Genomic DNA, 24,413 nt, shown 5'->3' with positions numbered 1-24,413 from the left:
ACCCGACAGGAACTCCCCTGATGCCCTCCTTCCCGCACCCGCCACCGTCCCCCGCCCTCGGGCGGAGAGGCTTCCTCGCCCTCGCGTCCGGCGCCGTCCTCGCCGCCGCCGGATGCGCGCCCCAGACCAGTAACGCCGCCCATTCCGTACCGCTGAAGGAGCTGCCCACCGGGCCGCCGCCGGCCGGTACCTCGCTGACCGTCGCCGTCCGCAGTTCGCGCATTCAATTCGCCGAATCCGGCATCGGAAAGAAACTCCCCTTCACCGTCTCCGAGTGGCCCAATCTGAGCGCGGGACCCGACATCATCCAGGGATTCCGGGCGCGCTCCATCGACCTGGCCAGCAATGCCGGAATTCCGCCGATCCAGGCCGAGGCCATCGGCGTGGAATCCCGCATCGTCGCCGTACAGGTGCGCAGGAAGCCCTCGTACGTCTTCGCCACCGCGCCGGGCTCGGCCGTCCGGAGCGTCGCGGACTTCCGGGGCAAGAAGATCGCCTTCTCGCAGGGGCAGGCGCAGGGCGTGGTCGTCCTGCGGGCCCTGAAGAAGGCCGGGATAGCCAACGGCGACGTCGATCTCGTCGAACTGCCGAGCACCCAGTTCCTCACCGCCCTCCAGTCCAGGCAGGTCGACGCGGCGCCGCTCGGCGAGCCGACGCTCACCAAGTACCTGAGCCAGTACGCCGGGGACGGCGCCCGCCGGGTACCCACCGACGTCATCGACCTGCTGACCGTCCTCTGGGCCCCGATCGAGGTGCTGAACGACCCGGCGAAGGCCGCCGCCGTCCGTGCCTTCGTCCCGCTGTGGGCCCAGGGCGTGGTGTGGGCGTGGGAGAACACCGACCGCTGGATCGACGCCTACTACGTCAAGGACCAGGGCGTGAAGGAGGCCGACGGCCGCCGCATCGTCGCCTCGCTCGCCAAACCGCAGTTCCCCGTCTCCTGGGACAAGGCCATCGCCTGGGAGCAGGAGACGGCCGACCTGCTGGCCGAAGGCGGGTTCGTGCCGAAGGTGGACGCCGCCTCGCTGTTCGACCGGCGTTTCGAGGGCCTCGCCTCCGGGGCCGTACCCGCCGCATACCGGGAGGGATCATGAGCGACTCCCTGACCGATGTCCGCACCCGCGTCCCGGCCGGCGTACCGGCCCCGCCGCGGAAGCCGGACGGCACGAAGCCCTCCGAGGCCCGGAAGCCGGCCCTCGCGCCCCCCGCCACCGTCCCGGTGTCCCGCTCCGGCGTCCAGCGGCGGCGGCGCCTCGGCCCCGGCCGGAGCGTGCCCTTCGGGCGGCTCCTCGGCCCCGTGCTCGTGGTCGCCCTCTGGTGGGCCGCCTCGGCGGCCGGCTATCTCGACCCGCGCATCCTCTCCGGCCCCGGCGCGGTCGTCTCCACGGCCGGCGAGCTGATCGCCGACGGGCGGCTCCAGGGCAACGTGCTGGTCTCCCTGCAGCGCGCCGGGCTCGGTCTGCTGCTCGGGGTCGCCTCGGGTGTGCTGCTCGCCGTGGTCGCCGGACTCAGCCGCACCGGCGAGTACCTCGTCGACGGGCCCCTCCAGATCAAGCGGGCCATTCCGTCCCTCGCGATGCTGCCGCTGCTGATCCTCTGGCTCGGCATCGGCGAGCAGATGAAGATCACCGTCATCGCCCTCGGTGTCGCCGTGATCGTCTACATCAACACCTACGCCTCGCTGACCAGCATCGACAGCCGTCATGTGGAGCTCGCCGAGGTGCTGGAGCTGCGCCGACGGCAGTTCCTGCGCAAGGTGGTCCTGCCCGGCTCCCTGCCCGGCTTCTTCGTGGGGCTCCGGCTCGGCGTCACCTCGTCCTGGCTGGGACTGATCGTGGTCGAGCAGGTCAACGCCACCAGTGGCATCGGCTACATGATGTTCCAGGCCCAGCAGTACGCCCAGTCGGACGTGATCATCGTCGGCCTGGTGGCCTACGGCACCTTCGGGTTCGCCTCCGACGCCCTCGTCCGCGCCGTCGAGAGGAGGGCCCTGTCATGGCGACGCACGCTGGCGGGCTGACGAAGGACCACGACCCGCGCCCCGGGGAGGCCGAGACCGTCCCCGACGGCCCGGCCGGCAGCCGGCCGGGCCTCGATCCGGGAGCCCCCGATCCGCGGGCCCCCCGTCCTCAGGCCCTCACCCCGGGGGATCCCCGTCCGCAGGACCCCGACGCACCCCCCGCCGTACGGGCCGGGCGCCTGGTCCGCCGCTTCGGCGACCGGGTCGTCCTCAAGGAGATCGATCTCGCCCTGGCGGCGGGGGAGTTCACCGCCCTCCTCGGCCGCAGCGGCTCCGGTAAGTCCACGCTCCTGCGCGCCGTGGCCGGCCTCGACCACGACGTCGAGGGCTCGGGAGAGCTGCTCGTCCCCGAGCGGGTCTCGCTCTCCTTCCAGGACTCCCGGCTGCTGCCGTGGCTGCGGGTCCTCGACAACGTGACCCTGGGACTGCGCGGGCCCGGCGCCCGTGAACGCGGTCTGACCGCACTCGCCGAGGTGGGCCTCGCCGGCCGGGAGCGGTCCTGGCCGCACGAGCTGTCCGGCGGCGAACAGCAGCGGGCCGCGCTCGCCCGCGCCCTCGTACGCGATCCCGAACTGCTGCTCGCCGACGAGCCGTTCGGCGCGCTCGACGCACTGACCCGGATCAAGATGCACGACCTGCTCCGCGAACTGTACGAACGCCACCGCCCCGCGGTCCTCCTCGTCACCCACGACGTCGACGAGGCCGTCGAACTCGCCGACCGCGTCCTCGTCCTCGACGAGGGGGAGATCTCCGTCGACCTCGCCATCGACCTCCCCACCCCGCGCGACCGGCGCGACCCGCGCTTCCAGCAGTACCGCGACGCCCTGCTCGCCGCGCTCGGCGTGCACTCCGCACCGTTCGCCCCCGCACCCCGCCCGGAGGACCACTCCCATGCCGCACACGTCTGACCGCCCCGCCCGCAAGCCCCTCCACCTCAACGCCTTCCTCATGTCGGTCGGCCACCACGAGGCGGCCTGGCGCCTCCCCGAGAGCCCCGCCGACGGCGGCACCGGCATCGCGCACTACCAGAACCTCGCCCGCATCGCCGAACGCGGCCTGCTCGACTCGGTCTTCCTCGCGGACAGCCCCGTCCAGCAGGGCGACCCCGGGCGCCGGCCCGTCAGCAAGCTGGAGCCGACCGTGCTCCTCACCGCCCTGGCCGCCGTCACCTCGCACATCGGGCTGATCGCGACCGCCTCCACCAGCTACAACGAACCCTTCAACCTGGCCCGCCGCTTCAACTCGCTCGACCACGTGTCGAACGGGAGGGCCGGCTGGAACATCGTCACCACCGCCGGAGCGGACGCGGCCCGCAACTTCGGCCTCGACGACACCCCGCTGCACCGCGAGCGCTACCGGCGCGCGGCCGAGTTCGTCGACGTGGCCACCAAGCTGTGGGACAGCTGGGCCGACGACGCGGTGGTCGCGGACAAGGAGGGCGGCATCCACGCCCGCGCCGACCGGGTCCGGCGCATCGGCCACCGGGGCGAGTTCTTCCGGGTGGAGGGGCCGCTGAACGTCGAGCGCTCCCCGCAGGGCTACCCGCTCCTGGTGCAGGCCGGGTCGAGCGAGGACGGCAAGGACTTCGCGGCCCGCTACGCAGAGGCGGTGTTCACGGCCCAGCAGACCCTGGAGGAGGGCATCGCCTTCTACAAGGACGTCAAGCAGCGGGCGCTCGCGCTCGGCCGCGACCCCGACGGCATCAAGATCCTCCCCGGCATCGTCCCCGTCATCGGCGACACCGAGGCAGAGGCCCGCGAGCTGGACGCCGAACTCGACCGGCTCATCGTGCCGGAGTACGCCAAGCGCCAGCTGGCGCTGCGGCTGAAGATCGCGCCCGAGGATCTCGACCTGGACGCCGAACTGCCCGCGGACATCCCGACCGAGGACGACATCGAGGGCGCGAAGAGCCGCTACACGCTGATCGTGGAGCTGGCCCGTCGCGAACGGCTCACCGTGCGCCGGCTGATCGGACGCCTCGGCGGCGGCCGCGGGCACCGGACGTTCGCCGGGACGCCCGAGCAGATCGCCGACACCATCGAGCACTGGTACGTCAGCGGCGCGGCCGACGGCTTCAACATCATGCCGGCCGTCCTGCCCTCGGGCCTCGAAGCCTTCGTCGACCGGGTGGTGCCGCTGCTCCAGGAACGCGGCCTGTTCCGTACCGAGTACACCGGCACCACCCTGCGGGACCACTACGGCCTTCCCCGGCCCGCCAACCGGCTGTTCGACGGCGCCGGGACCGAGGGCGCCGAGACGCCCGGCGGTCACCTCGGCACCGGTCTGGTCGAGACCCGGTGAGCGACTGTCCCCCCGGCAAGGCCGCCCCGTCCGCCGTACGGTCCCCGTCCGCCGCGGAGCCCGCACCGCCCCCGGCGGCCGAGGCGGCCGGGGCGGCCGGGGGCGGGCCCGCAGCGGCGGTGCGGCCCGGCTGGGCGCGCCGCCTCGGCGGGTACGCGCTCCGCCGCCGCACCGACCTCCTGCTCGCCTTCGGCGCCGCGGCCGTCGCCGCCGTCGCCACCGCCTCGCTGCCCCTCGTCCTCCGCCACGTCGTCGACGGCGTCGCCGGCTCCACCACCACCTCCCTGGCCCCCTGGATCCTGCTGCTCACCGGCATCGGCGCGGTGCGCTTCGGCGGGAGCTTCGTCCGCCGCTACTGCTCGGGCCGGCTCTCCCTCGGCGTCCAGTACGACCTGCGCAACGACGCCTTCGCCGCGCTCCTCCGGCTCGACGGCGCGCAACAGGACGACCTGCGCACCGGCCAGGTGGTGAGCCGCTCCATCTCCGACATCACCCTGATCCAGACCCTGCTGCAGTTCCTGCCCAACATGACCGGCAACGCCCTGATGTTCTGCGTCTCGCTGGTCTTCATGGCCTGGCTCTCGCCTCTGCTCACCGTCGTCGCCCTGGTCGTCGGCCCGCTCCTGTGGCTGATCGCGCTGCGCGGGCGGCGCACCCTCTTCCCCGCCAACTGGCACGCCCAGCAGGAGGCGGCCGAGGTCGCCTCCGCCGTCGAGGCCACGGTCACCGGGGTCCGCATCGTCAAGGGCTTCGGCCAGGAGCGGCGCGAACTGGAGGGACTCGAACGCCGGGTCCGGGGACTGTTCTCCTCGCGGCTGCGCGTCGTCGCCTTCACCAGCCGCTACAACCCGGCCCTCCAGGCCGTGCCCGCGCTCGGGCAGGTGGCGGTCCTGGTCCTCGGCGGCTGGCTGGCGCTCGACGGCCGGGTCTCGCTGGGCACCTTCCTCGCCTTCACCGCGTACCTCGGCTCGTTCGTCACCCCGGTCCGTCAGGTCGCGACCCTGCTCACCGTCTGGCAGCAGGCGCGGGCGGGGGCGGAGCGCGTCTTCGAGGTGATCGACGAGGAGCCGGGGATCACCGACCCGCCGACGGCGGGAGACCCGTCGGGAGACGTCCCGCCCACCGACCGCACCGACCCCACCGACCGCATCGACCGCACGGACCCCACCGACCGCATCGCCCCCACCGACCCCACCGACGACCCGGCCGGCCTCCCCGCGCTCGCCTGGGACGACGTGACCTTCGCCCACGGGGCCGGCGAGCCCCTGCTGCGCGGCTTCGGCCTGGACGTGCGCCCGGGGGAGACGCTCGCGCTCATCGGCCCCGCGGGCTGCGGCAAGTCCACCGCCGTCGCCCTGCTGCCCCGCTTCTACGACACGGCGGCGGGCACGGTCCGGGTCGGCGGGCACGACGTCCGCGACCTCACCCTGGCCGGTCTGCGCTCCCGTATCGGCTTCGTCTTCGAGGAGAGCCTGCTGCTCTCCGACACCGTGCGGGCCAACATCGCGTACGGCCGCCCGGACGCCCGTGACGAGGAGATCCGGGCGGCCGCCCGCCTCGCGTGCGCCGACGAGTTCGTCGAGCGGCTGCCCGACGGCTACGACACCCTCGTGGGGGAGCAGGGGCTCACGCTCTCCGGCGGCCAGCGCCAGCGGATCGCCCTCGCCCGCGCCCTGCTCGGCGACCCCGCGGTCCTGGTGCTCGACGACGCCACCTCCGCGATCGACGCCCGCGTCGAGGCCGACATCCACGCGTCCCTGCGCGAGGCCGGGCGCCGGTGCACCACCGTGCTCGTCGCCCACCGAGAATCGACGCTGGAACTGGCCGACCGGATCGCGCTCATGGACGGCGGCCGGATCGTGGACACCGGCACCCTGGACGAACTGCGCTCCCGCTCGGCCCTGTTCCGCTCGCTCCTGGCCGCCGACGGGGAGGAGGGGCGGCAGGAGGAGGCCCCGGCCCCGGCGCGGGGCGTCACCGAGGAGCTGTGGCGGCGCCCCGCGGACTCCGGGCGCGTCCACGACGAGCCCACGGCCGTACGGGCCGCCAACGCGCTCGCCGAGGCCGCGGCCACCGCCGGGCCGGGCCGCGGCGGACCGGGGGGAGGTGTCCTCGGCTCCGCACCGCCGACCCCCGAACTCCTCGCTGCCCTCGAACGGCTCCCGCTGCCCGAGGACGACCCCCGGGTGCCGCTGGAGCAGGCGGTCTCAGCCGACCCCCGGTTCCATCTCGGCACCCTCCTGAAGCCGTTCCGGCTGCCGCTCCTCGCCGGCCTGCTCCTGGTCGCCGTGGACGCCCTCGCGCAGATCGCCGTGCCCGTCCTCGTACGCCACGGGGTGGACGGCGGCGTCGCCCACCAGGCCCGGGGAGTCCTCCTCGCGGCCTCGGCCACGGCCGCCCTCGTCGTCGGCCTGAACTGGCTCGTCGGCGTCGCCCAGGTCCGCACCACCGGACGCACCGGCGAGCGGCTCCTCTACACCCTGCGGATCAAGACCTACGCCCAGCTGCAGCGGCTCGGCCTCGACTACTACGAGGGGGAGCCCGGCGGCCGCATCATGACCCGGATGACCACCGACGTGGACGCCCTGTCCAACTTCCTCCAGACCGGGCTGATCACCGCGGTCGTCAGCCTCCTCACCGTCCTCGGCGTCCTGGCCGCGCTCCTCGTCATCGACGCCGGCCTCGCGCTCGTCCTGCTCGCCGCGCTGCCGCTGCTCATCGGCGCGACCGCCGTGTTCCGGCACTACTCGGTCCCCGCCTACCTGGAGGCCCGGGAACGGATCAGTACGGTCAACGCCTGCCTCCAGGAGAACGTGGGCATGCTGCGCGTCACCCAGGCGTTCCGGCGCGAGGGGCACAACGCCGCCCACTTCGCCGCCCTCGCCTGGTCGTTCCGCGACTCGCGGCTGCGCGCCCAGCGCTACATGGGCACCTTCTTCCCCTTCGTGGAGTTCCTCGGCACGCTCTCCACCGCCGCGGTCCTCGCCGTCGGCGTGGGGCAGGTGCGCTCCGGGGAGCTGACGGCGGGGACGCTGATCGCCTTCCTGCTCTACGTCGAACTCTTCTTCTCGCCCATCCAGCAGCTCTCCCAGGTCTTCGACGGCTACCAGCAGGCGGTCGTCGGGATGAGCCGGCTGCGCGGCCTGATGCGCACCCCCGTCGCCACGCCCCTGGCGGCGGCGCCGCGCCGGGTGACCTCGCTGCGCGGCGAGATCGAGTTCGACGACGTGTCGTTCCACTACGCGGGCGGCCGGGAGCGGGACGTGCTCCACGGCGTCCGGCTGCGGGTCGCGCCCGGCGAGACCGTCGCTCTCGTGGGCACCACCGGCGCGGGCAAGTCCACCGTCGTCAAGCTCCTCGCCCGGTTCTACGACCCGGTGGCCGGAGCCGTCCGGGTGGACGGGCACGACCTGCGCGAGCTCGACCTGACCGGCTACCGCCGCAGGCTCGGCATCGTTCCGCAGGAGCCGCACCTGTTCGGCGTCACCGTCCGCGACGCCATCGCCTACGGCCGCCCGGACGCCACCGACGCCGAGGTGGAGGCCGCCGCCAGGGCGGTCGGCGCCCACGACACGGTGGCCGCCCTGCCGGCCGGCTATCTGACCCCGGTGGGGGAGCGGGGCCACGGCCTCTCGGCCGGGCAGCGCCAGCTGCTCGCCCTCGCCCGGGCGGAACTCATCGACCCCGACGTCCTGCTCCTCGACGAGGCGACCGCCTCGCTGGACCTCGCCACCGAGCGGCGCGTGGCCGCCGCCGTCGATGCGCTGAGCCGCCGGCGTACGACGCTCGTCGTCGCGCACCGGCTCACCACGGCCGCCCGCGCCGACCGGGTCGTCGTCCTGGAGGCGGGCACCGTCGTGGAGAGCGGCACGCACGCCCAGCTCCTCGCGGGCCAGGGGCCGTACCGCCGCCTCTGGGACGCCTACCGGCAGGGCGCCACCACCCGTACCACCCCGTCCGCCCCCGCGGCGGCGGAGCGCCACGACCGACTCGTCCAAGGGAGTGCACGATGACCACCGAACACCGCCTGCTGGGCCGCACCGGCGTAAGAGTGAGCCCGCTGTGCCTGGGCACGATGATGTTCGGCGCCCGTGGCAACACCGACCACACCGACAGCGTCCGCATCATCCACAAGGCCCTGGACTCCGGCATCAACTTCGTCGACACCGCCGACGTGTACTCGGCGGGGGAGTCGGAGACGATCGTCGGCAAGGCCCTCGCGGGCGGCCGCCGGGACAACGTCGTGCTGGCCACCAAGTTCCACGGCAGCCTCGGCGAGGACACCAACGAGCGCGGCAACAGCCGGCGCTGGATCGTCCGCGAGGTCGAGAACAGCCTGCGCCGCCTCGGCACCGACTGGATCGACCTCTACCAGGTGCACCGGCCCGAGCCGGAGACCGACTTCGACGAGACGCTCGGCGCCCTGACCGACCTCGTCCGCCAAGGCAAGATCCGCTACATCGGCACCTCCACCTTCGAGCCCTCCGCCATCGTCGAGGGCCAGTGGATCGCCGAGCGCCGGGGCCGCGAGCGGGTCGTCGCCGAACAGCCGCCGTACTCCCTGCTCGCCCGGGGCATCGAGCGCGAGGTGCTGCCCGTCGCCCAGCGCTACGGCCTCGGTGTCCTCACCTGGAGCCCGCTGGCGGGCGGCTGGCTCTCGGGCCGCTACCGCAAGGGCGCGGAGCAGCCGCAGTCCAGCCGGATCGACCGCCAGGCCGCCCGCTTCGACATCGCCGACCCGGAGAACGCGGCCAAGCTCGACGCCGCCGAGGCGCTGGCCCAGCTCGCCGACGAGGCCGGACTGAGCCTCGTCCGACTCGCGCTCGCCTTCGTCCTGGAGCACCCCGCCGTCACCTCGGCGATCATCGGGCCCCGGACCTTCGAGCAGCTGGAGGCGCAGCTCGGTGCCGACCGGATCCGGCTGAGCAGGGACGTCCTCGACCGGATCGACAAGATCGTGCCGCCGGGCACGAACCTGTCGGCCCGGGACGGCGGATACGTGCCGCCCGCACTGGGAGAGCCGGAGCTGCGCCGCCGCGCGCGTCCCTGACGGCTCTGTTCAGAGCCGCGCCGACTTCAGGGACATGTGGAGCAGCAGCCGGTCCTCTCCGTCGTCCAGGTCAAGGCCCGTGAGCTGCTCGACCCGGGACAACCGGTAGTAGAGGGTCTGGCGGTGGATGCCCAGGGCCGCCGCCGTGCGGCCCGCCTGGCCCGCGTTGTCGAGGAACACCTCGGCGGTGCGGGCCAGTTCGGCGTGGGCGGGGGCGACGAGCGGGGCGACGGCGGGGTCGACCTCGGGGTGGTAGAGCGCCGCGAGCAGGCGGTAGGGGCCGATCCCGGCCCACTCCGCGACCGGGCCGAGGGTCGGCTGGGCGGTGGCGGCGCGGGCCGCCGTGTTGGCCTCGCGCCAGGCCGCCGGGAGGTCCGTGAGACCCCGGCGCGCGGTGGCGATGCCGGCCGGGGCGGCGGCGCGCAGCCGGTCGGCGGCCGCGCGGGCGGGGGAGAGGTCCTCGGGCGTGCGCAGCCGTACGAGGACGGCGAGGGACTCGCCGGACTCGCCCTCGGGGAGGACGGCGACCGCCGCCGCGGCGGGGACCGACCGGATCGACGAGGGGGCCTCGCCCTGCCAGGGGGTCACGCAGACCACGGTGTGCAGACCGTCCGCGCTGGGGCCGAGGGCCACCCGGAGGGCCGCGACGGCCATGTCGCTCTGCCAGCCGCGCCCGGCGGTCAGGGCCGCGGCGAACTCGCGCGAGAGGTCGGCGTCCGCGCGCTCCTCGTCGGCGAGGAGGTCGCCGATCCGGGTGGCGACCTCCATCGCGGACGTGAGCTGGGCGGGCGTGGGGCCGGGCTCGGCGTCGAGCAGCCAGACGTACCCGAGGACGACCCCCCGGTGGCGTACGGGCAGGCAGACGCGGTCCCGGAACACCCCGGCGTCCGGGGCGGCCGGGATGCGGACCGGGCCGGTCGCCCGGGTGATGCCGAAGCCCTCGAACCAGGCGCGGACCGCCGGGGTCGACTTCCGGGTCAGGATCGACCGCGTCCGGACGGGGTCCATCGCGGTGTCGTCGTCGCTGTCGTGGGCGCCGAAGGCGATCAGACCGAAATCGCGGTTCTCCAGCGTCGCCGGTGCGCCGAGCAGCGTGGAGATCTCGTCCACCAGTTCTTGGTAATCGCCCTTCACAGCGCCATTCTCGCACCCCCTCAGACATGTGTATGAGATGCCGCCCACGGATGCGTGACAGCTGTAGATGGCGGACGATCGGAGCGATCCATAGGTTTCACGGTGGTTCTTCGTGCTGTTCCCGGATTCTTACGAAAGATCGGGTACAGCCCCTTCGTCACCCTGTCCTTCTGGAGGTCCCCCGTGCTGGGTCCCGTGATCCTCGCCGCGTCGCGCAGCGACAAGATGCGCCGTTTCGTGTCGGCCGCCCCCGGGACCAAGCAGGTCGTCGCCCGCTTCATCGCCGGTGAGTCGGTCGACGACGTCGTCCCGATCGTCCGGGAGCTGAGCGACCGCGGCCTGGAGGTCACCCTCGACGTCGTCGGTGAGGACATCACCACCGTCGAGCAGTCGTACGCCGCCCGGGACGCCTACCTGGAGCTCATCGGGCGCCTCAAGGAGCTGGGCCTCGGCGAGCGCGCCGAGATGTCCGTCAAGCTGTCGATGTTCGGCCAGTCCCTGGAGAACGGCCACGAGCTCGCTCTCGCGAACGTCCGCCCGGTCGTCGAGGCCGCTGCCGAGATCGGCACCACGGTCACCCTGGACGCCGAGGACCACACCACCCTCGACTCGATGTTCGCCATCCACGAGGAGCTGCGGAAGACCCACCCGCAGACCGGCTGTGTCATCCAGGCCTACCTCTTCCGCACCGAGGACGACGCCCGCCGCCTCGCCGCGAACGGCTCCCGCGTCCGGATCGTGAAGGGCGCCTACAAGGAGCCCGCCTCCGTCGCCATCCAGGACAAGCCCGAGATCGACAAGGCGTACGTCCGGATCATGAAGATCCTGATGGACGGCGAGGGCTACCCGATGATCGGGTCCCACGACCCGCGCCTGATCTCCGTCGGCCAGGAGCTCGCCCGCCGTGCGGGGCGCAAGCTGGACGAGTACGAGTTCCAGATGCTGTACGGCATCCGCAGCGAGGAGCAGAACCGGCTGGCCGCCGAGGGACACCGCATGCGCGTGTACACCGCCTACGGCACCGACTGGTACGGCTACTTCATGCGACGCCTCGCGGAGAAGCCGGCCAACCTCCTCTTCTTCGTCCGCTCCATCCTCACCAAGGGCTGAGCCCACCTCTCACAAGGAGTCCCGAGACTTATGGACGCTGTCACCCAGGTCCCCGCTCCGGTCAACGAGCCGGTGCACAGCTACGCCCCCGGCTCCCCCGAGCGCGCCCGCCTCGAGATCAAGCTCAAGGAGCTGGCCGAGAACCCGCGCGAGCTGCCGATGACCATCGGCGGCGTGAAGCGCCTCGGTGGCGGCGAGGAGTTCAAGGTCGTCCAGCCGCACAACCACAAGGCCGTCATCGGTACCTTCCGCGGCGCCACCACGCAGGACGCCCAGGACGCCGTCGACGCGGCCCTGGCCGCGGCCCCCGCCTGGCGCGCGATGGCCTTCGACGACCGTGCCGCGATCATCCTGCGCGCCGCCGAGCTGCTCGCCGGCCCGTGGCGCGAGACGCTGGCCGCGTCCACCATGCTCGGCCAGTCGAAGACCGCCCAGCAGGCCGAGATCGACACCCCGTGCGAGCTCGTCGACTTCTGGCGCTTCAACGTGGCGTACGCCCGCCAGATCCTGGCCGAGCAGCCGCCGGCGAACTCCCCGGGTGTGTGGAACCGTCTGGACCACCGCCCGCTCGAGGGCTTCGTCTACGCGATCACGCCGTTCAACTTCACCGCCATCGCGGGCAACCTGCCCACCGCCCCCGCCCTCATGGGCAACGTGGTGGTCTGGAAGCCGTCCCCGACGCAGACCCACTCCGCCGTGCTCCTCATGGAGCTCCTGGAGGAGGCCGGCCTGCCGAAGGGCGTCATCAACCTGGTGACCGGCGACGGCATCGCCGTCTCCGAGGTGGCCCTGAACCACCGCGACCTGGCCGGTATCCACTTCACCGGTTCGACCAAGACCTTCCAGCACCTGTGGAAGACGGTCGGCACCAACATCGAGAAGTACCGCTCGTACCCGCGGATCGTCGGTGAGACCGGCGGCAAGGACTTCGTCGTCGCGCACCCCAGCGCCGACCGCGCCATCCTGAAGACCGCGCTGACCCGTGGCTCCTTCGAGTTCCAGGGCCAGAAGTGCTCCGCGTCCTCGCGCGCCTACGTCCCGGCCTCGATCTGGAACGACGGCTTCAAGGAGGAGTTCGCGGCCGAGGTCGACGGCATCACCATGGGTGACGTCACCGACCTGTCGAACTTCATCGGCGCCGTCATCGACGAGCGCTCGTTCGCCAAGAACAAGGCCGCGATCGACCGTGCCGCGGCCGACCCGACCTGCACGATCATCGCCGGTGGCACGTACGACGACTCGGTGGGCTACTTCGTCCGTCCGACCGTCATCGCCTGCACCGACCCGGAGAACGAGGTCTTCAAGGCCGAGTACTTCGGCCCGATCCTCGCGATCCACGTCTACGACGACAGCGCTGCCGACGGGTACGACGCGATGCTGACCCAGATGGAGTCGGTCTCGGACTACGCCCTCACCGGCGCGGTCATCTCCGGTGACCGTGCGGCGGCCGCGTACACGATGGAGAAGCTCCGCTTCGCCGCGGGCAACTTCTACATCAACGACAAGTCGACCGGCGCCGTCGTCGGCCAGCAGCCCTTCGGCGGCGGCCGCGCCTCGGGTACGAACGACAAGGCCGGCGCCCCGCAGAACCTGATGCGCTGGACGCTGACCCGCGCCATCAAGGAGACGCTGGTCCCGCCGACCGAGTACGGCTACCCCCACATGGGCTGACGCCCCCCGCCCCTGACCCGGGCCCCTGATCACCGCCCCCCTTCTCGGCCCCCACCGAGGACGGGGGCGGTTCTCATGCGGTGGGCTTACGCTGCTGGGAGGGGGATCGGTGAGGAGGCACGACATGCCTGGTTCGACGACACTCGGCCCCGGGCACGGGGTCGACGCGATCGAGCACCTCGACGCGCTGCGGATGATGTCCCTGATGAAGGAGCTGCACCGGATGCTGACCGGGTCGGGACCCGACCGGCTCACGGACGCCCAGGTCGCGGCCCTGCTCGAAGCCGAGGGCCATCATCGAGAGGGCTTCACCGACTGGGTGGAGCGCATGGCTCGCGACCTGGAGAAGGCTACGGCCTGAGCGGAACGCGCCGGGCGAGGAAGTCGCCGATCAGTGAGGCGATCGCCGGCGCGTGGGTCTCCAGGGCGAAGTGGCCCGTGGGGAGCAGGTGGATCTCGGCGTCCGGGAGGTCGCGGCGGAAGGCTTCGGCGCCCGCCGGGACGAAGACCTGGTCGCCTTCGCCCCAGACCGCGAGGAGCGGGACCCGGCTGGTGCGGAAGTACTCCTGGAAGGCCGGGTAGAGGGCGAAGTTGGAGCCGTAGTCGGCGATCAGCCCGAGCTGGATCTCGTCCTGTCCCGCGCGGGCCATCAGGGCGGCGTCGTGGTGCCAGGCGTCGGGGTCGAGGAGGTCGCGGTACTCGGCCGGTACGCCCGTCTCGTACTGCCAGCGGATGCCGTCCAGGGAGCGGATGCCGCGCACCGGCTCCTCGGTCTCGGGGGTGCGCTCCTCGATCAGGGCGAGGACCGGCGCCCAGGCCTCGGAGCCGAGGCCCTCCTCGTACGCGTTGCCGTTCTGGCTGATGATCGCGGTGATCCGCTCCGGGTGGGCGAGGGCGAGGCGCAGTCCGATGGGGGAGCCGTAGTCCTGGATGTAGAGCGCGAACCGTTCCAGGCCCAGTGCCTCGGTGAACTCGGCGGTGAGCGCGGCCAGTTCGGCGAAGGTGTAGTCGAAGTCGGCGGCGTCGGGAGCCGCGCTGCGGCCGAAGCCCAGGTGGTCGGGGGCGATCAGGCGGTAGGAGTCGGCGAGCCGCGGGATCAGGTCGCGGAACATGCGCGAGCTGGTGGGGAAGCCGTGCAGCAGCAGGAGGACGGGGGCGTCGGTGGGGCCCGCCTCGCGGTAGGCGATCTCGTGGTCGCGGACCTTGACGGTGCGGTGGTGGGTCGGCAGCACGGTGCTCGTCATCTCTAACCTCTTAAATGCGTGTCAGTGGTTATGAGATGACTCAAGCAGGCGCTGGCTAACCTGTCAATGGATTGTTGGAGGTTAGGTTCGGGGTGGGAGGGGTGTGGGAGTCTGGGCGCATGACCGTGAGGATCGCGCCCACCCATGAACTCGGGGCCGAACGGCTCCGCTCCGTACGCGAGTTGCTCGACGCCGCCTTCGACGGCGACTTCTCCGACGACGACTGGGACCACACGCTCGGTGGCGTGCACGCCTGGATCGAGGACGAGAGCGGTATCGCCGCCCACGGCGCCGTCGTCATGCGCCGCGCTCTCCATCGCGGGCGTTCGCACCGCGTCGGGTACGTCGAAGGCGTCGCCGTCCGCGCCGGCCTCAGGCGCCGGGGGCTCGGCGGGGCCGTCATGGCCGGGCTGGAGCGGGTCATCGACGGGGCGTACGTCTTCGGGGCGCTCGGCGCCTCGGACGACGGGGCCGCTCTCTACCGGGGGCGCGGCTGGCGGGTCTGGGAAGGCCGCCTGGAAGCCATGGGACCCGAGGGGATCGTCCACCTCGCGGAGGAGGAGGGGTACGTCTTCCTGCGCCCGGCGGCCGGCCGGGCGCTGCCCGATCCGGCCGCGGCGCTCGTCTTCGACTGGCGGGACGGCGACGTGATGTGAGGAAGGGTCAGGAGGGCTTGGAGCGCTCCTGGTCCACCCGCCCCTTGGTCGTCTCCAGATGGGAGGTGAACAGGGCGGAGAACATCGAGGCCAGGGCGATGGTGATCGCGAGCCCGCCCATGCCGAGCGTCCCGATGAAGCACGCCGCCGTCGCGCCGCCGACCACGACGGTCCACACCGCGAGCGCGACCTTGCCGCGGCGGCTCAGGAACAGCCACCGGTGCGGGGCGGCCGGCCGGGCCTCCAGGGCGCCCGCCGGGCCCGCAGTCGCCGCGCGCGGCCGCTTGAAGTAGCCGTACACCAGCCACTCGCCGCACAGCTCCCAGCCCTCGGGCTCCAGCTCGGCCAGGACCTTGGCGCGGCGCCGGGCGCCGATGATCTCGCGGCGGTACTCCCAGCGCAGCGCCGCCGTCGCGGAGCGTCGGCAGACGAACCGGCCGAGGGGGTCCAGGGACTCCACCTCCCAGCCCTGGTCGCCGTGGACGGCGAGCATCCGGCGGTCGTTGAAGAGGTCCGCCGTCCAGGTCCAGCTCTCCGCCTTCCCGTCCGGCTCACCCGGCAGCGGCGCGAGCCCGCCGAGCTGGGCGGCGAAGGCGGCGGCCGGCCCGAACTCCTCCTCCGGACGCGTCCCGGTCCCGGAGAGATGTCCGTGCAGGTCCTCGACGGTGGCGGCGATCTGCTCCGCCGGCACGCCCGTGGTGCGCAGCGCGTCGGCGAGCTCGGCGAAGTAGCGGTCGGATTCCGTGGTCATGCGGTGGTTCCCCCTGGGTGGAGCGTGGTCTCGACGGCGCGGTGGAAGCGCAGCCAGTCGCGGCTTTCGGTGGCGAGGTGCTCGCGCCCCTGCTCGGTGAGCCGGTAGTAGCGGCGTCCCGGGCCGCGCTCGGCGGCGCGGAACTCGGCCTCCACCAGACCCGCTTCCTCCAGGCGGTTCAGTACGGGATAGAGCGTCCCGCCCTTGATCTCGCCGAGGCCCGCCTCGGCGAGTGCCTTGGCGATCTCGTACCCGTAGCTCTCGCCGTCGGTCAGGCGGGAGAGGACGAGCAGGTCGAGGACTCCTTTGAGCCAGCTGGATCTGCGGTCTGCGGCCATGGGTGTATTGCAGCACCAGCTAGGTAGGAATGCAAACTAGATAGGAGGGCCGATCTCATCGCGCGACCGGCACCCCGAACCGGCCGCCTCCCTCGCCGTACGGGCCCTGATCCGCGAGCTGCGGGCCATCGCCGGCTGACGCGCTGTCCCGCGCCGTCTCAGATAGTAGGAAGTCCGAGTAACTGTGGAGACAGATGAGAAGACCTGCCCTAGCTTTGTAGAAGCCGAACGTCTCGCTACATCAGCGAATGGCGGTCGAGAGCGCGACGCCCCTGTGCAGGCAACCCCTGCGGCGGCGCTCCCCGCCCCTGCCGGCACCTTCGATCACCACTGATCTCCGCACTTCGGATCACCACTGATCTCAAGGAGTCGATCCCTCATGGCAACTCAGACCGCCCGCCGCGTCCGCCACTCCGCCAACCGTCCCAGCGACGAGGCCCGGCAGAACGCCGCCGCCGCCCTCCAGCGCGCCCTCGACCGCCGTGACAACGGCGGCTCCACCGGCCACTGACACACCTTCACCCGGATGGCGCTTCGTCCACATGATGGACGTGACGTGTCAGACGATGGGACGAAGAGTAGGGTGCCGACATGTCTCACAGCATCAATCTCGCAGTCATTCCCGGCGACGGCATCGGCCAGGAGGTCGTGGCCCAGGGCCTCAAGATCCTCGCGGCCGTCCTTCCCCAGGACGTGAAGCTGGAGACCGAGGAGTACGACTTCGGCGCCAAGCGCTACCACGCCACCGGTGAGACCCTCACCGACGCCGACCTCGACTCCCTCAAGAAGCACGACGCCATCCTGCTCGGCGCCATCGGCGACCCGTCGGTGCCCTCCGGCGTCCTGGAGCGCGGCTTCCTCCTGAAGCTCCGCTTCGCCTTCGACCACCACGTGAACCTGCGTCCCTCGAAGCTGCTCCCCGGCGTCGCCACCCCGCTCGCCGGGCAGCCCGAGATCGACTTCGTCGTGGTCCGCGAGGGCACCGAGGGCCCGTACACCGGCAACGGCGGCACCATCCGCAAGGGCACCCCGCACGAGGTCGCCACCGAGGTCTCGGTCAACACCGCCTTCGGTGTCGAGCGGGTCGTCCGTGACGCCTTCGCCCGCGCCCAGGCCCGCCCGCGCAAGAAGCTCACGCTGGTCCACAAGAACAACGTGCTGACCTTCGCCGGCCACCTGTGGACGAACATCTTCACCAAGGTCGCGGCCGAGTTCCCCGAGGTCACCACCGACTACCTGCACGTCGACGCCGCGACGATCTTCCTCGTCACCGACCCGGCCCGCTTCGACGTGATCGTCACCGACAACCTCTTCGGCGACATCATCACCGACCTCGCCGCGGCCGTCTCCGGCGGCATCGGCGTCGCCGCCTCGGGCAACATCAACCCGAGCGGCGAGTTCCCGTCCATGTTCGAGCCGGTCCACGGCTCCGCTCCGGACATCGCGGGCCAGGCCAAGGCCGACCCCACGGCCACCGTCCTCTCCGTCGCGCTCCTGCTGCGCCACCTCGGCTACGAGACCGAGGCCGCCCGGGTCGAGGAGGCCGTCGCGGCAGACCTCACCGAGCGCGGCGACAGCGTCCGCACGACGGACGAGGTCGGCGACGCGCTCGCCGCGCGAGTAGCCAGCTGACCCGGCCGGACTGACAATCCACAGCAGCCGCCGGGTCGCCACAGCGCCCGGCGGCTGACCCTTGCGCGGCCCCGGGTGCCCCCATCGAACCCAGGACCGCGTTCACCCGTTTCCCGCACCGGTCCCCGCGAGCGATAATCGGACGTGGGGCCGTGCCATGCGGGCATGCTCGGACGTCCACCTCGTCAGGGACGAAGCAGTCTCCGAGAGTGGCGTGCGCGCGCGGTCCTACCCACACAACCGGTGAAGGACACGCACTCATGACGACGCCCACGATCGAGCTCAAGCCCTCCTCCAGCCCGCTGTCCGCCGCGGAGCGCGAGGCGATCCTGGCCAACCCGGGATTCGGCCGCCACTTCACCGACCACATGGTCACCATCCGGTGGACCGAGGGCCGGGGCTGGCACGACGCCCAGCTCGTGCCGTACGGCCCGCTCTCCCTGGACCCGGCGACCAACGTCCTGCACTACGCGCAGGAGATCTTCGAGGGCCTGAAGGCCTACCGCCGTCCCGACGGCTCGGTCGCCAGCTTCCGTCCCGACGCCAACGCCCGCCGCTTCCAGGCCTCCGCCCGCCGGCTCGCCATGCCCGAGCTGCCCGTCGAGACCTTCGTCGAGGCCTGTGACGTCCTCGTCCAGCAGGACAAGGCGTGGGTCCCGGAGCACGGCGGCGAGGCCTCGCTCTACCTGCGCCCGTTCATGATCGCGACCGAGGTCGGCCTGGGCGTCCGCCCGGCCAACGAGTACCTCTTCGTCGTCATCGCCTCCCCGGCCGGCCCGTACTTCCCCGGCGGCGTGAAGCCCGTCTCCATCTGGCTCTCGGAGAACCGCGTCCGCGCCGTCCCCGGCGGCGTCGGCGACGCCAAGACCGGCGGCAACTACGCGGCCTCGCTGCTCGCGCAGGCCGAGGCCGCCGGGAAGGGCTGCGACCAGGTCGCCTACCTCGACGCCGTGGAGCACAAGTGGGTCGAGGAACTCGGCGGCATGAACCTGTACTTCGTGTACGGAAACAAGCTCGTCACCCCCACCCTCACCGGTTCGCTGCTCGCCGGCATCACCCGTGACTCGCTGCTCAAGCTGGCGGCGGACCTCGGTCTCGAGCCGGAGGAGGGCCGCGTCTCCATCGACCAGTGGCAGGCCGACAGCGAGAACGGCACCCTGACCGAGGTCTTCGCCTGCGGCACCGCCGCCGTGATCACCCCGGTCGGCACGGTCAAGTCCGAGCGGGGTGAGTGGCAGCAGTCGGGCGGTGAGCCCGGCGAGGTCACGATGAAGCTGCGCGACGCGCTGCTCGCCGTCCAGACCGGCAAGGCCGAGGACGTCCACGGCTGGATGCACGAGCTGGGCTAGTACCTACTCCGCCTGTGCCAGGGCTTCCGGGGCCGTCACGGTCCCGGGAGCCCTGTTCGGCGTCAGGACCGCGTACAGCGTGCCGCCCACCAGCCCCGACAGCACGAAGCTGCAGTCGATTCCGCCCGTCAGGGCCAGCAGCGGTCCCTCGTACATCGGCGTCGACACGGCGGCGAGGCCGACCGCGGCGCCGATCGCCCAGGAGGCGGTGGCGCGCGGGTGCCAGCCCGCCGAGAACCAGTAGATCCCGCCGCGCGAGCGCCGGTTGTAGACCTGGAGCGCCTCCGGGTCGTACGAGCCTCCGCAGCGCACATGGCCGATCAGGGTGATCACCGCCCACGGCGTGCCGATCGCCGTGAGGAGCAGCACGAACGAGGTCATCGCCGACTGGGCGTCCGAGGCGAAGTGGCCGACGAAGACGAAGGCCGTCGCCACCGCCGCGACCACGAGCGTGGCGCGGGCCCGGGTGGCCCGGGGCAGGATCGCGTCCAGGTCGAGACCCATCGAGTACAGCATCAGGCCGGCGTTGCCGACGGACCCGGCGGTGGCCGCGATGAGCAGCGGCACCAGGTACCAGACGGGCGAGGCGGCGACCAGCGGTCCCGCGTAGTCGAGCCCGCCGCGGGCGGCGAGCGCCGTGAACGTACCGAAGAGCTGGGGGATCAGCAGCCCGACGACCAGGCCGAGACAGGTGGCCCGCCAGACGGAACGGGAGCTGTGCCGCTCGGGCGAGACGTACCGGGTGTAGTCGCCGAGCAGGGTGATGAAGGCGACCGGTCCGCTGAGGCCCGCCGCCACCGCCGAGAGCAGCCAGGTCGGCCAGAACGAGTCGAGCAGGTAAGGGGTGTCCGGCACCGCCGCCGCCGTGAAGTCCCCGGCGTACGCGAGGAGTCCGAGGGCCAGGAGCACGGTCATGACGACGGCGAGCGCCTTGCTCAGCTTGAGCAGCAGCCGGTAGCCGTACACCGCGGCGACCGCCGTGCAGGCGGCGAGCAGCGCGTAGACGACGGCGTGCGTGGCACCGCCGGTCGGCAGGCCGACCAGCCGGGCGAGGGTCCCCACCATGACGTCGCCGCCGATCCACAGCGTCAGCGCGGTGTACCCCAGCGAGAGCAGCAGCCCGACCACCGAGCCGACCAGCCGGCCCCGTACGCCGAAGAAGGCACCGGAGGAGGTGGAGAGGTTGGTGGCGGTACGGAGCGACACCAGGGCCAGCGGGGCGGTGACGGCGACACCGACGAGGGTGCCGGTGACGACGGAGGTCACCGAGGCCCAGAGCCCGAGCCCGAAGGAGACCGGGAGCCAGCCGAAGACGATCACCCCCAGGCAGAGGTTGGACCCGAGCAGGATCGCGACGAGATCCCGGGGCCCGCTGGTGCGTTCGGCCTCGGGGACGGTGTCGACTCCGCGCTGTTCTATCGGCATGGGGACTCCTGGGGGACGGGAGCGGCGGGCTAAGGCGGGCTAAGGCGGGCTAGGGCGAGCTAGGGCGAGCACTTTTAGAGTGACGCTCAATGTGACCTGTGCCTGTACCCCGCGTCAATGCTTGGAAGAAAGCCGCACAACATTTAGAGTGTCGCTCAAACAGGAGGTGTTTCGGACGTGCGACTGACCCCCACGGAACGCGACCGGCTGCTGCTCTTCGGCGCCGCCGAGCTCGCCCGTGCCCGCCGGGCCCGCGGTCTGCGGCTCAATGTCCCCGAGGCGACCGCGCTCATCGCGGACACGGTCTGCGAGGCGGCCCGCGACGGCAAGCGGCTCGCCGAGGCGATCGAGGCCGCCCGTTCGGTCCTCGGCCCCGACGACGTCCTGCCGGGCGTCGCCGACGTGGTCACCGAGGTCCACGTCGAGGCCGTCTTCGACGACGGCTCGCGGCTCGCGGTCGTCTCCGCCCCGATCGGCGGCGGCGGCCTGGGCGAGGCCGCGCCGGGCGCGCTGCTGCCGGGCCCCGGGCACCCGGCGTCGGAGCCGGCGCTCACCCTCCCCGTGCGGAACACGGCGACGGTCCCCGTGAGCGTCACCTCCCACTTCCACTTCTTCGAGGTCAACCCGCGCCTCGACTTCGACCGGGCCGCCGCCTACGGCATGCGGCTGGCCATCCCGGCCGGCGCCTCCTTCCGCTTCGACCCGGGCGGCGAGGCGGAGGTCGGGCTCGTGCCGATCGGCGGCGCGCGCGTCGCCATCGGCTTCGCGGGCCTGGTCGACGGACCGCTCGACGCGCCGGGCGCGCGGGAAGAGGCCCTGCGGCGCGCGGCGGCCTGCGGCTACCTGGGCGTCTCGTCCGATGAAGGACCGTCCGAAGGCGTCCCGTCCGAAGGCGTCCCGTCCGGAGACGTCCCGTCCGGAGTAGTTCCGTCCGAAGACGCCCCGTCCGGAGACGCCCCGTCCGACGAGGAAGGCAAGTGATGGACCCGTACGAGTACGCATCCGTGCACGGCCCCCGCGCCGGCGACCGTGTCGTCCTGGGCGACTCCGGGCTCGTCGTCCGCGTCGAGTCCGACTCGCAGCAGCCGGGGGACGAGTTCCTGGCCGGCTTCGGCAAGACCGCCCGCGACGGCCTGCACCTCAAGGCCGCGGCCGTCCGTGAGACCTGTGACGTCGTGATCAGCAACGTGCTGGTGATCGACGCCGTCCTCGGCATCCGCAAGGTGTCCATCGGCATCCGCGAGGGCCGGATCCACGCGATCGGCCGGGCCGGCAACCCCGACACCCTCGACGGCGTGGACGTCGTCGTCGGCACCGGCACCTCGATCGTCTCCGGCGAGGGGCTGATCGCCACCGCAGGAGCCGTCGACACCCATGTCCATCTGCTCTCGCCCCGGATCATGGAGGCCTCGCTCGCGAGCGGCGTCACCACGGTCATCGGGCAGGAGTTCGGCCCGGTGTGGGGCGTCGGCGTGAACTCGCCGTGGGCGCTGCGGCACGCGTTCGGCGCCTTCGACGCCTGGCCGGTCAACATCGGCTTCCTGGCCCGGGGTTCGTCCTCGGACCCGGCGCCGCTGGTGGAGGCGCTCGCCGAGGGCGGGGCGTCCGGCTTCAAGGTCCACGAGGACATGGGCGCCCACACCCGTGCGCTCGACACCGCCCTGCGGGTGGCGGAGGAGCACGACGTGCAGGTCGCCCTGCACAGTGACGGCCTGAACGAGTGCCTCTCGGTCGAGGACACCCTGCGGGTCCTGGACGGCCGTACGATCCACGCCTTCCACATCGAGGGCTGCGGCGGCGGGCACGTACCCAACGTCCTGAAGATGGCGGGCGTGCCGAACGTCATCGGCTCCTCCACCAACCCCACGCTCCCCTTCGGACGCGACGCCGTCGCCGAGCACTACGGGATGATCGTCTCCGTCCACGACCTGAAGACCGACCTCCCCGGTGATGCGGCCATGGCGCGTGACCGGATCCGGGCCGGGACGATGGGCGCGGAGGACGTCCTGCACGACCTCGGCGCGATCGGGATCACCTCCTCCGACGCGCAGGGGATGGGAAGGGCCGGCGAGACCGTACGCCGGACCTTCGCCATGGCCGGGAAGATGAAGGCCGAGCTCGGACCGATGGAGGGAGACGGCGCGCACGACGACAACGCGCGCGTGCTCCGCTACATCGCCAAGCTCACCGTCAACCCGGCGATCGCCCACGGCCTCGCCCACGAGATCGGCTCGATCGAGGTCGGCAAGATGGCCGACATCGTGCTGTGGAGGCCGCAGTTCTTCGGCGCCAAGCCGCAGATGGTCATCAAGAACGGCTTCCCCGCGTGGGGGGTCGTGGGCGATCCGAACGCCGCCACCGACACCTGTGAACCACTCGTCCTCGGACCGCTGTTCGGCGGACACGGCGCCACGCCCGCCGACATCTCGGTCGCGTTCGTCGCCCAGGCGGCCGTCGACCTCGGTTCCGACCTGATGCCGACCCGCCGCCGCCGCGTCCCGGTGCGCGGCACGCGCGGCATCGGCCCGGCCGACCTGCGGCTCAACTCCCGCACCGGAGACGTCCAGGTCGACGGCCGGACCGGCCTCGTCTCGCTCGACGGCGCGCCGATCCGCTCCGAGGCGGCCGACTCCGTCTCGCTCAACCGCCTCTACTTCCTCTAGTTCCTCTAGGACCTGTCACCATGACCTACCGCATGCCCGCCGAGTGGATGCCGCACGAGCGCACCTGGATGGCCTGGCCCAGCCCCAACCCCACCTTCACCAACGCCGACGAGCTCGCCGAGGCCCGCACGGCCTGGGCGTCCGTGGCCCGTGCCGTACGCCGCTTCGAGCCGGTCACGATGGTGGTGGCGCCCGGCGACGCCGCGTCGGCCCGCGCCCTCGTCGGTGAGGACGTCGACCTGGTCGAGCGGGACCTCGACGACGCCTGGATGCGGGACATCGGTCCGACCTTCGTCACCAACGGCACCGAACTGGCCGCCGTGGACTGGGTGTTCAACGGCTGGGGCGGCCAGGACTGGGCCCGCTGGGGGCACGACTCGAAGATCGCCCGCCATGTCGCGGACGCGGCGGGCGTCCCCGTCCTCTCCTCGCCCCTGGTGAACGAGGGCGGCGCGATCCACGTCGACGGCGAGGGCACGGTCCTGCTGACCGACACCGTCCAGCTCGGCGCCGGCCGCAACCCCGGGTGGACCCGCGAGCAGGTCGAGGCCGAGATCCACGCCAGGCTCGGCACGACGAAGGCGATCTGGCTCCCCCACGGCCTCAGCGGCGACTACGGCCTCTACGGCACCCAGGGCCACGTCGACATCGTCGCCGCCTTCGCCCGCCCCGGCACGGTCCTCGTTCACAGCCAGCAGGACCCGGCCCACCCCGACTACGAGCGCTCCCGGATGTACGTGAGCATCCTGCGCGGCCAGACCGACGCCCAGGGCCGCCCGCTGGAGGTCGTCGAGATCCCGGCCCCCACCGTCCTCAAGGACGAGGAGGGCGACTGGGTCGACTACTCGTACATCAACCACTACCTGTGCAACGACGGCGTGGTCCTCTGTGCCTTCGACGACCCGCACGACGAACTGGCGGCCGAGATCTTCCGCCGCCTCTTCCCGGAACGCGAGGTCGTCCTGGTCGACGCCCGCACGATCTTCGCAGGTGGGGGCGGCATCCACTGCATCACCCAGCAGCAGCCGAAGGTCTGAGGCGGGGAGGGGATGAGGTAGAACGTACGAGT

General features: G+C 72.2%; 21 protein-coding genes. 16 read left to right on the top strand and 5 right to left on the bottom strand.

From position 1 onward, the window contains the following. Positions 1-20: 20 nt before the first annotated feature. The 6 genes from E0F75_RS15500 (at position 21) to E0F75_RS15475 (ending at position 9,371) form a co-directional block, all read left to right on the top strand. Positions 21-1,094: an ABC transporter substrate-binding protein gene (locus E0F75_RS15500; RefSeq protein ID WP_187623103.1), complete on the top strand. Its 1,074-nt coding sequence runs from the start codon at positions 21-23 to the stop codon at positions 1,092-1,094. Next, a complete protein-coding gene (locus E0F75_RS15495) occupies positions 1,091-2,020 on the top strand; it encodes an ABC transporter permease (RefSeq protein WP_187623102.1) in 930 nt (309 codons plus the stop codon). Before E0F75_RS15500 ends, E0F75_RS15495 begins: the two co-directional genes overlap by 4 nt. Continuing rightward, positions 1,996-2,928 carry an ABC transporter ATP-binding protein gene (locus E0F75_RS15490; RefSeq protein WP_229312681.1) on the top strand — a complete coding sequence of 311 codons (933 nt, stop codon included), beginning with the start codon at positions 1,996-1,998 and terminating at the stop codon, positions 2,926-2,928. The genes E0F75_RS15495 and E0F75_RS15490 overlap by 25 nt, the downstream gene beginning before the upstream one ends. Continuing rightward, complete coding sequence (locus E0F75_RS15485) at positions 2,912-4,321, top strand: LLM class flavin-dependent oxidoreductase (RefSeq protein WP_229312680.1); 1,410 nt, start codon at positions 2,912-2,914, stop codon at positions 4,319-4,321. Before E0F75_RS15490 ends, E0F75_RS15485 begins: the two co-directional genes overlap by 17 nt. 119 nt (positions 4,322-4,440) lie before the next feature. Then, positions 4,441-8,334, top strand: coding sequence for an ABC transporter ATP-binding protein (locus tag E0F75_RS15480; protein WP_187623234.1), 3,894 nt, complete (start codon positions 4,441-4,443; stop codon positions 8,332-8,334). Continuing rightward, the gene (locus E0F75_RS15475; protein ID WP_187623101.1) at positions 8,331-9,371 is read left to right on the top strand and encodes an aldo/keto reductase; all 1,041 of its coding nucleotides are present in this window, start codon (positions 8,331-8,333) and stop codon (positions 9,369-9,371) included. Before E0F75_RS15480 ends, E0F75_RS15475 begins: the two co-directional genes overlap by 4 nt. A gap of 9 nt (positions 9,372-9,380) precedes the next feature. Here the strand turns inward: E0F75_RS15475 and E0F75_RS15470 are convergent, their stop codons facing one another. Beyond that, on the bottom strand, positions 9,381-10,505 hold the full coding sequence (locus E0F75_RS15470) for a CdaR family transcriptional regulator (RefSeq protein ID WP_187623100.1): 1,125 nt from the start codon (positions 10,503-10,505) through the stop codon (positions 9,381-9,383). Between the two features lie 183 nt (positions 10,506-10,688). Here E0F75_RS15470 and E0F75_RS15465 point away from each other — a divergent pair, with 183 nt between their 5' ends. The 3 genes from E0F75_RS15465 (at position 10,689) to E0F75_RS15455 (ending at position 13,647) form a co-directional block, all read left to right on the top strand. Beyond that, positions 10,689-11,615, top strand: a complete 927-nt coding sequence (locus E0F75_RS15465; protein ID WP_187623099.1) for a proline dehydrogenase family protein — start codon at positions 10,689-10,691, stop codon at positions 11,613-11,615. A 30-nt stretch (positions 11,616-11,645) separates the two neighbouring features. Further along, positions 11,646-13,286 carry an L-glutamate gamma-semialdehyde dehydrogenase gene (gene pruA, locus E0F75_RS15460; RefSeq protein ID WP_187623098.1) on the top strand — a complete coding sequence of 547 codons (1,641 nt, stop codon included), beginning with the start codon at positions 11,646-11,648 and terminating at the stop codon, positions 13,284-13,286. Between the two features lie 124 nt (positions 13,287-13,410). Further along, positions 13,411-13,647 carry a hypothetical protein gene (locus E0F75_RS15455; protein ID WP_187623097.1) on the top strand — a complete coding sequence of 79 codons (237 nt, stop codon included), beginning with the start codon at positions 13,411-13,413 and terminating at the stop codon, positions 13,645-13,647. Here E0F75_RS15455 and E0F75_RS15450 read toward each other — a convergent pair. Further along, positions 13,637-14,530 (bottom strand): alpha/beta fold hydrolase, encoded by an 894-nt coding sequence (locus tag E0F75_RS15450; RefSeq protein WP_187623096.1) that lies wholly within the window; start codon positions 14,528-14,530, stop codon positions 13,637-13,639. The two genes, E0F75_RS15455 and E0F75_RS15450, sit on opposite strands and share 11 nt — an antisense overlap. A 119-nt stretch (positions 14,531-14,649) precedes the next feature. Between E0F75_RS15450 and E0F75_RS15445 the strand changes: the two genes are divergently transcribed. Beyond that, positions 14,650-15,186, top strand: a complete 537-nt coding sequence (locus tag E0F75_RS15445; RefSeq protein ID WP_187623095.1) for a GNAT family N-acetyltransferase — start codon at positions 14,650-14,652, stop codon at positions 15,184-15,186. Positions 15,187-15,193: 7 nt separating this feature from the next. Here the strand turns inward: E0F75_RS15445 and E0F75_RS15440 are convergent, their stop codons facing one another. Both E0F75_RS15440 and E0F75_RS15435 read right to left on the bottom strand, forming a co-directional pair. Next, complete coding sequence (locus E0F75_RS15440; protein ID WP_187623094.1) at positions 15,194-15,937, bottom strand: hypothetical protein; 744 nt, start codon at positions 15,935-15,937, stop codon at positions 15,194-15,196. Continuing rightward, on the bottom strand, positions 15,934-16,275 hold the full coding sequence (locus E0F75_RS15435; protein WP_187623093.1) for a PadR family transcriptional regulator: 342 nt from the start codon (positions 16,273-16,275) through the stop codon (positions 15,934-15,936). The genes E0F75_RS15440 and E0F75_RS15435 overlap by 4 nt, the downstream gene beginning before the upstream one ends. Positions 16,276-16,654: 379 nt before the next feature. Here E0F75_RS15435 and E0F75_RS40040 point away from each other — a divergent pair, with 379 nt between their 5' ends. From E0F75_RS40040 to E0F75_RS15425, 3 genes are all read left to right on the top strand, one after another. Beyond that, positions 16,655-16,786: a hypothetical protein gene (locus tag E0F75_RS40040; RefSeq protein WP_260461862.1), complete on the top strand. Its 132-nt coding sequence runs from the start codon at positions 16,655-16,657 to the stop codon at positions 16,784-16,786. 80 nt (positions 16,787-16,866) lie between these two features. Then, positions 16,867-17,907 (top strand): 3-isopropylmalate dehydrogenase, encoded by a 1,041-nt coding sequence (locus E0F75_RS15430; RefSeq protein ID WP_187623092.1) that lies wholly within the window; start codon positions 16,867-16,869, stop codon positions 17,905-17,907. 260 nt (positions 17,908-18,167) lie between these two features. After that, the gene (locus E0F75_RS15425; protein ID WP_187623091.1) at positions 18,168-19,256 is read left to right on the top strand and encodes a branched-chain amino acid aminotransferase; all 1,089 of its coding nucleotides are present in this window, start codon (positions 18,168-18,170) and stop codon (positions 19,254-19,256) included. Positions 19,257-19,259: 3 nt separating this feature from the next. On the opposite strand, the gene E0F75_RS15420 is transcribed toward E0F75_RS15425, so the two are convergent. Beyond that, entirely contained in the window at positions 19,260-20,681 is a 1,422-nt protein-coding gene (locus E0F75_RS15420) for a cytosine permease (RefSeq protein WP_187623090.1), read from the bottom strand. Positions 20,682-20,858: 177 nt separating this feature from the next. Here E0F75_RS15420 and ureA point away from each other — a divergent pair, with 177 nt between their 5' ends. Genes ureA through E0F75_RS15405 form a run of 3 tightly spaced genes read left to right on the top strand, consistent with a single transcriptional unit; the run spans position 20,859 to position 24,381 of the window. Continuing rightward, positions 20,859-21,662, top strand: a complete 804-nt coding sequence (ureA, locus tag E0F75_RS15415) for an urease subunit gamma (protein WP_187623089.1) — start codon at positions 20,859-20,861, stop codon at positions 21,660-21,662. After that, positions 21,662-23,344 carry an urease subunit alpha gene (locus tag E0F75_RS15410; protein WP_187623088.1) on the top strand — a complete coding sequence of 561 codons (1,683 nt, stop codon included), beginning with the start codon at positions 21,662-21,664 and terminating at the stop codon, positions 23,342-23,344. Before ureA ends, E0F75_RS15410 begins: the two co-directional genes overlap by 1 nt. A 20-nt stretch (positions 23,345-23,364) precedes the next feature. After that, a complete protein-coding gene (locus E0F75_RS15405) occupies positions 23,365-24,381 on the top strand; it encodes an agmatine/peptidylarginine deiminase (RefSeq protein ID WP_187623087.1) in 1,017 nt (338 codons plus the stop codon). The last annotated feature ends 32 nt before the right edge of the window (positions 24,382-24,413 follow it).

It is taken from the genome of Streptomyces sp. CB02980 (genome assembly GCF_014451325.2).
In the GTDB taxonomy this organism is placed as follows: Bacteria; Actinomycetota; Actinomycetes; order Streptomycetales; family Streptomycetaceae; genus Streptomyces.
Note: the sequence above shows the minus strand (reverse complement) of the source record. Positions and strands in the feature narration are given on the sequence as shown.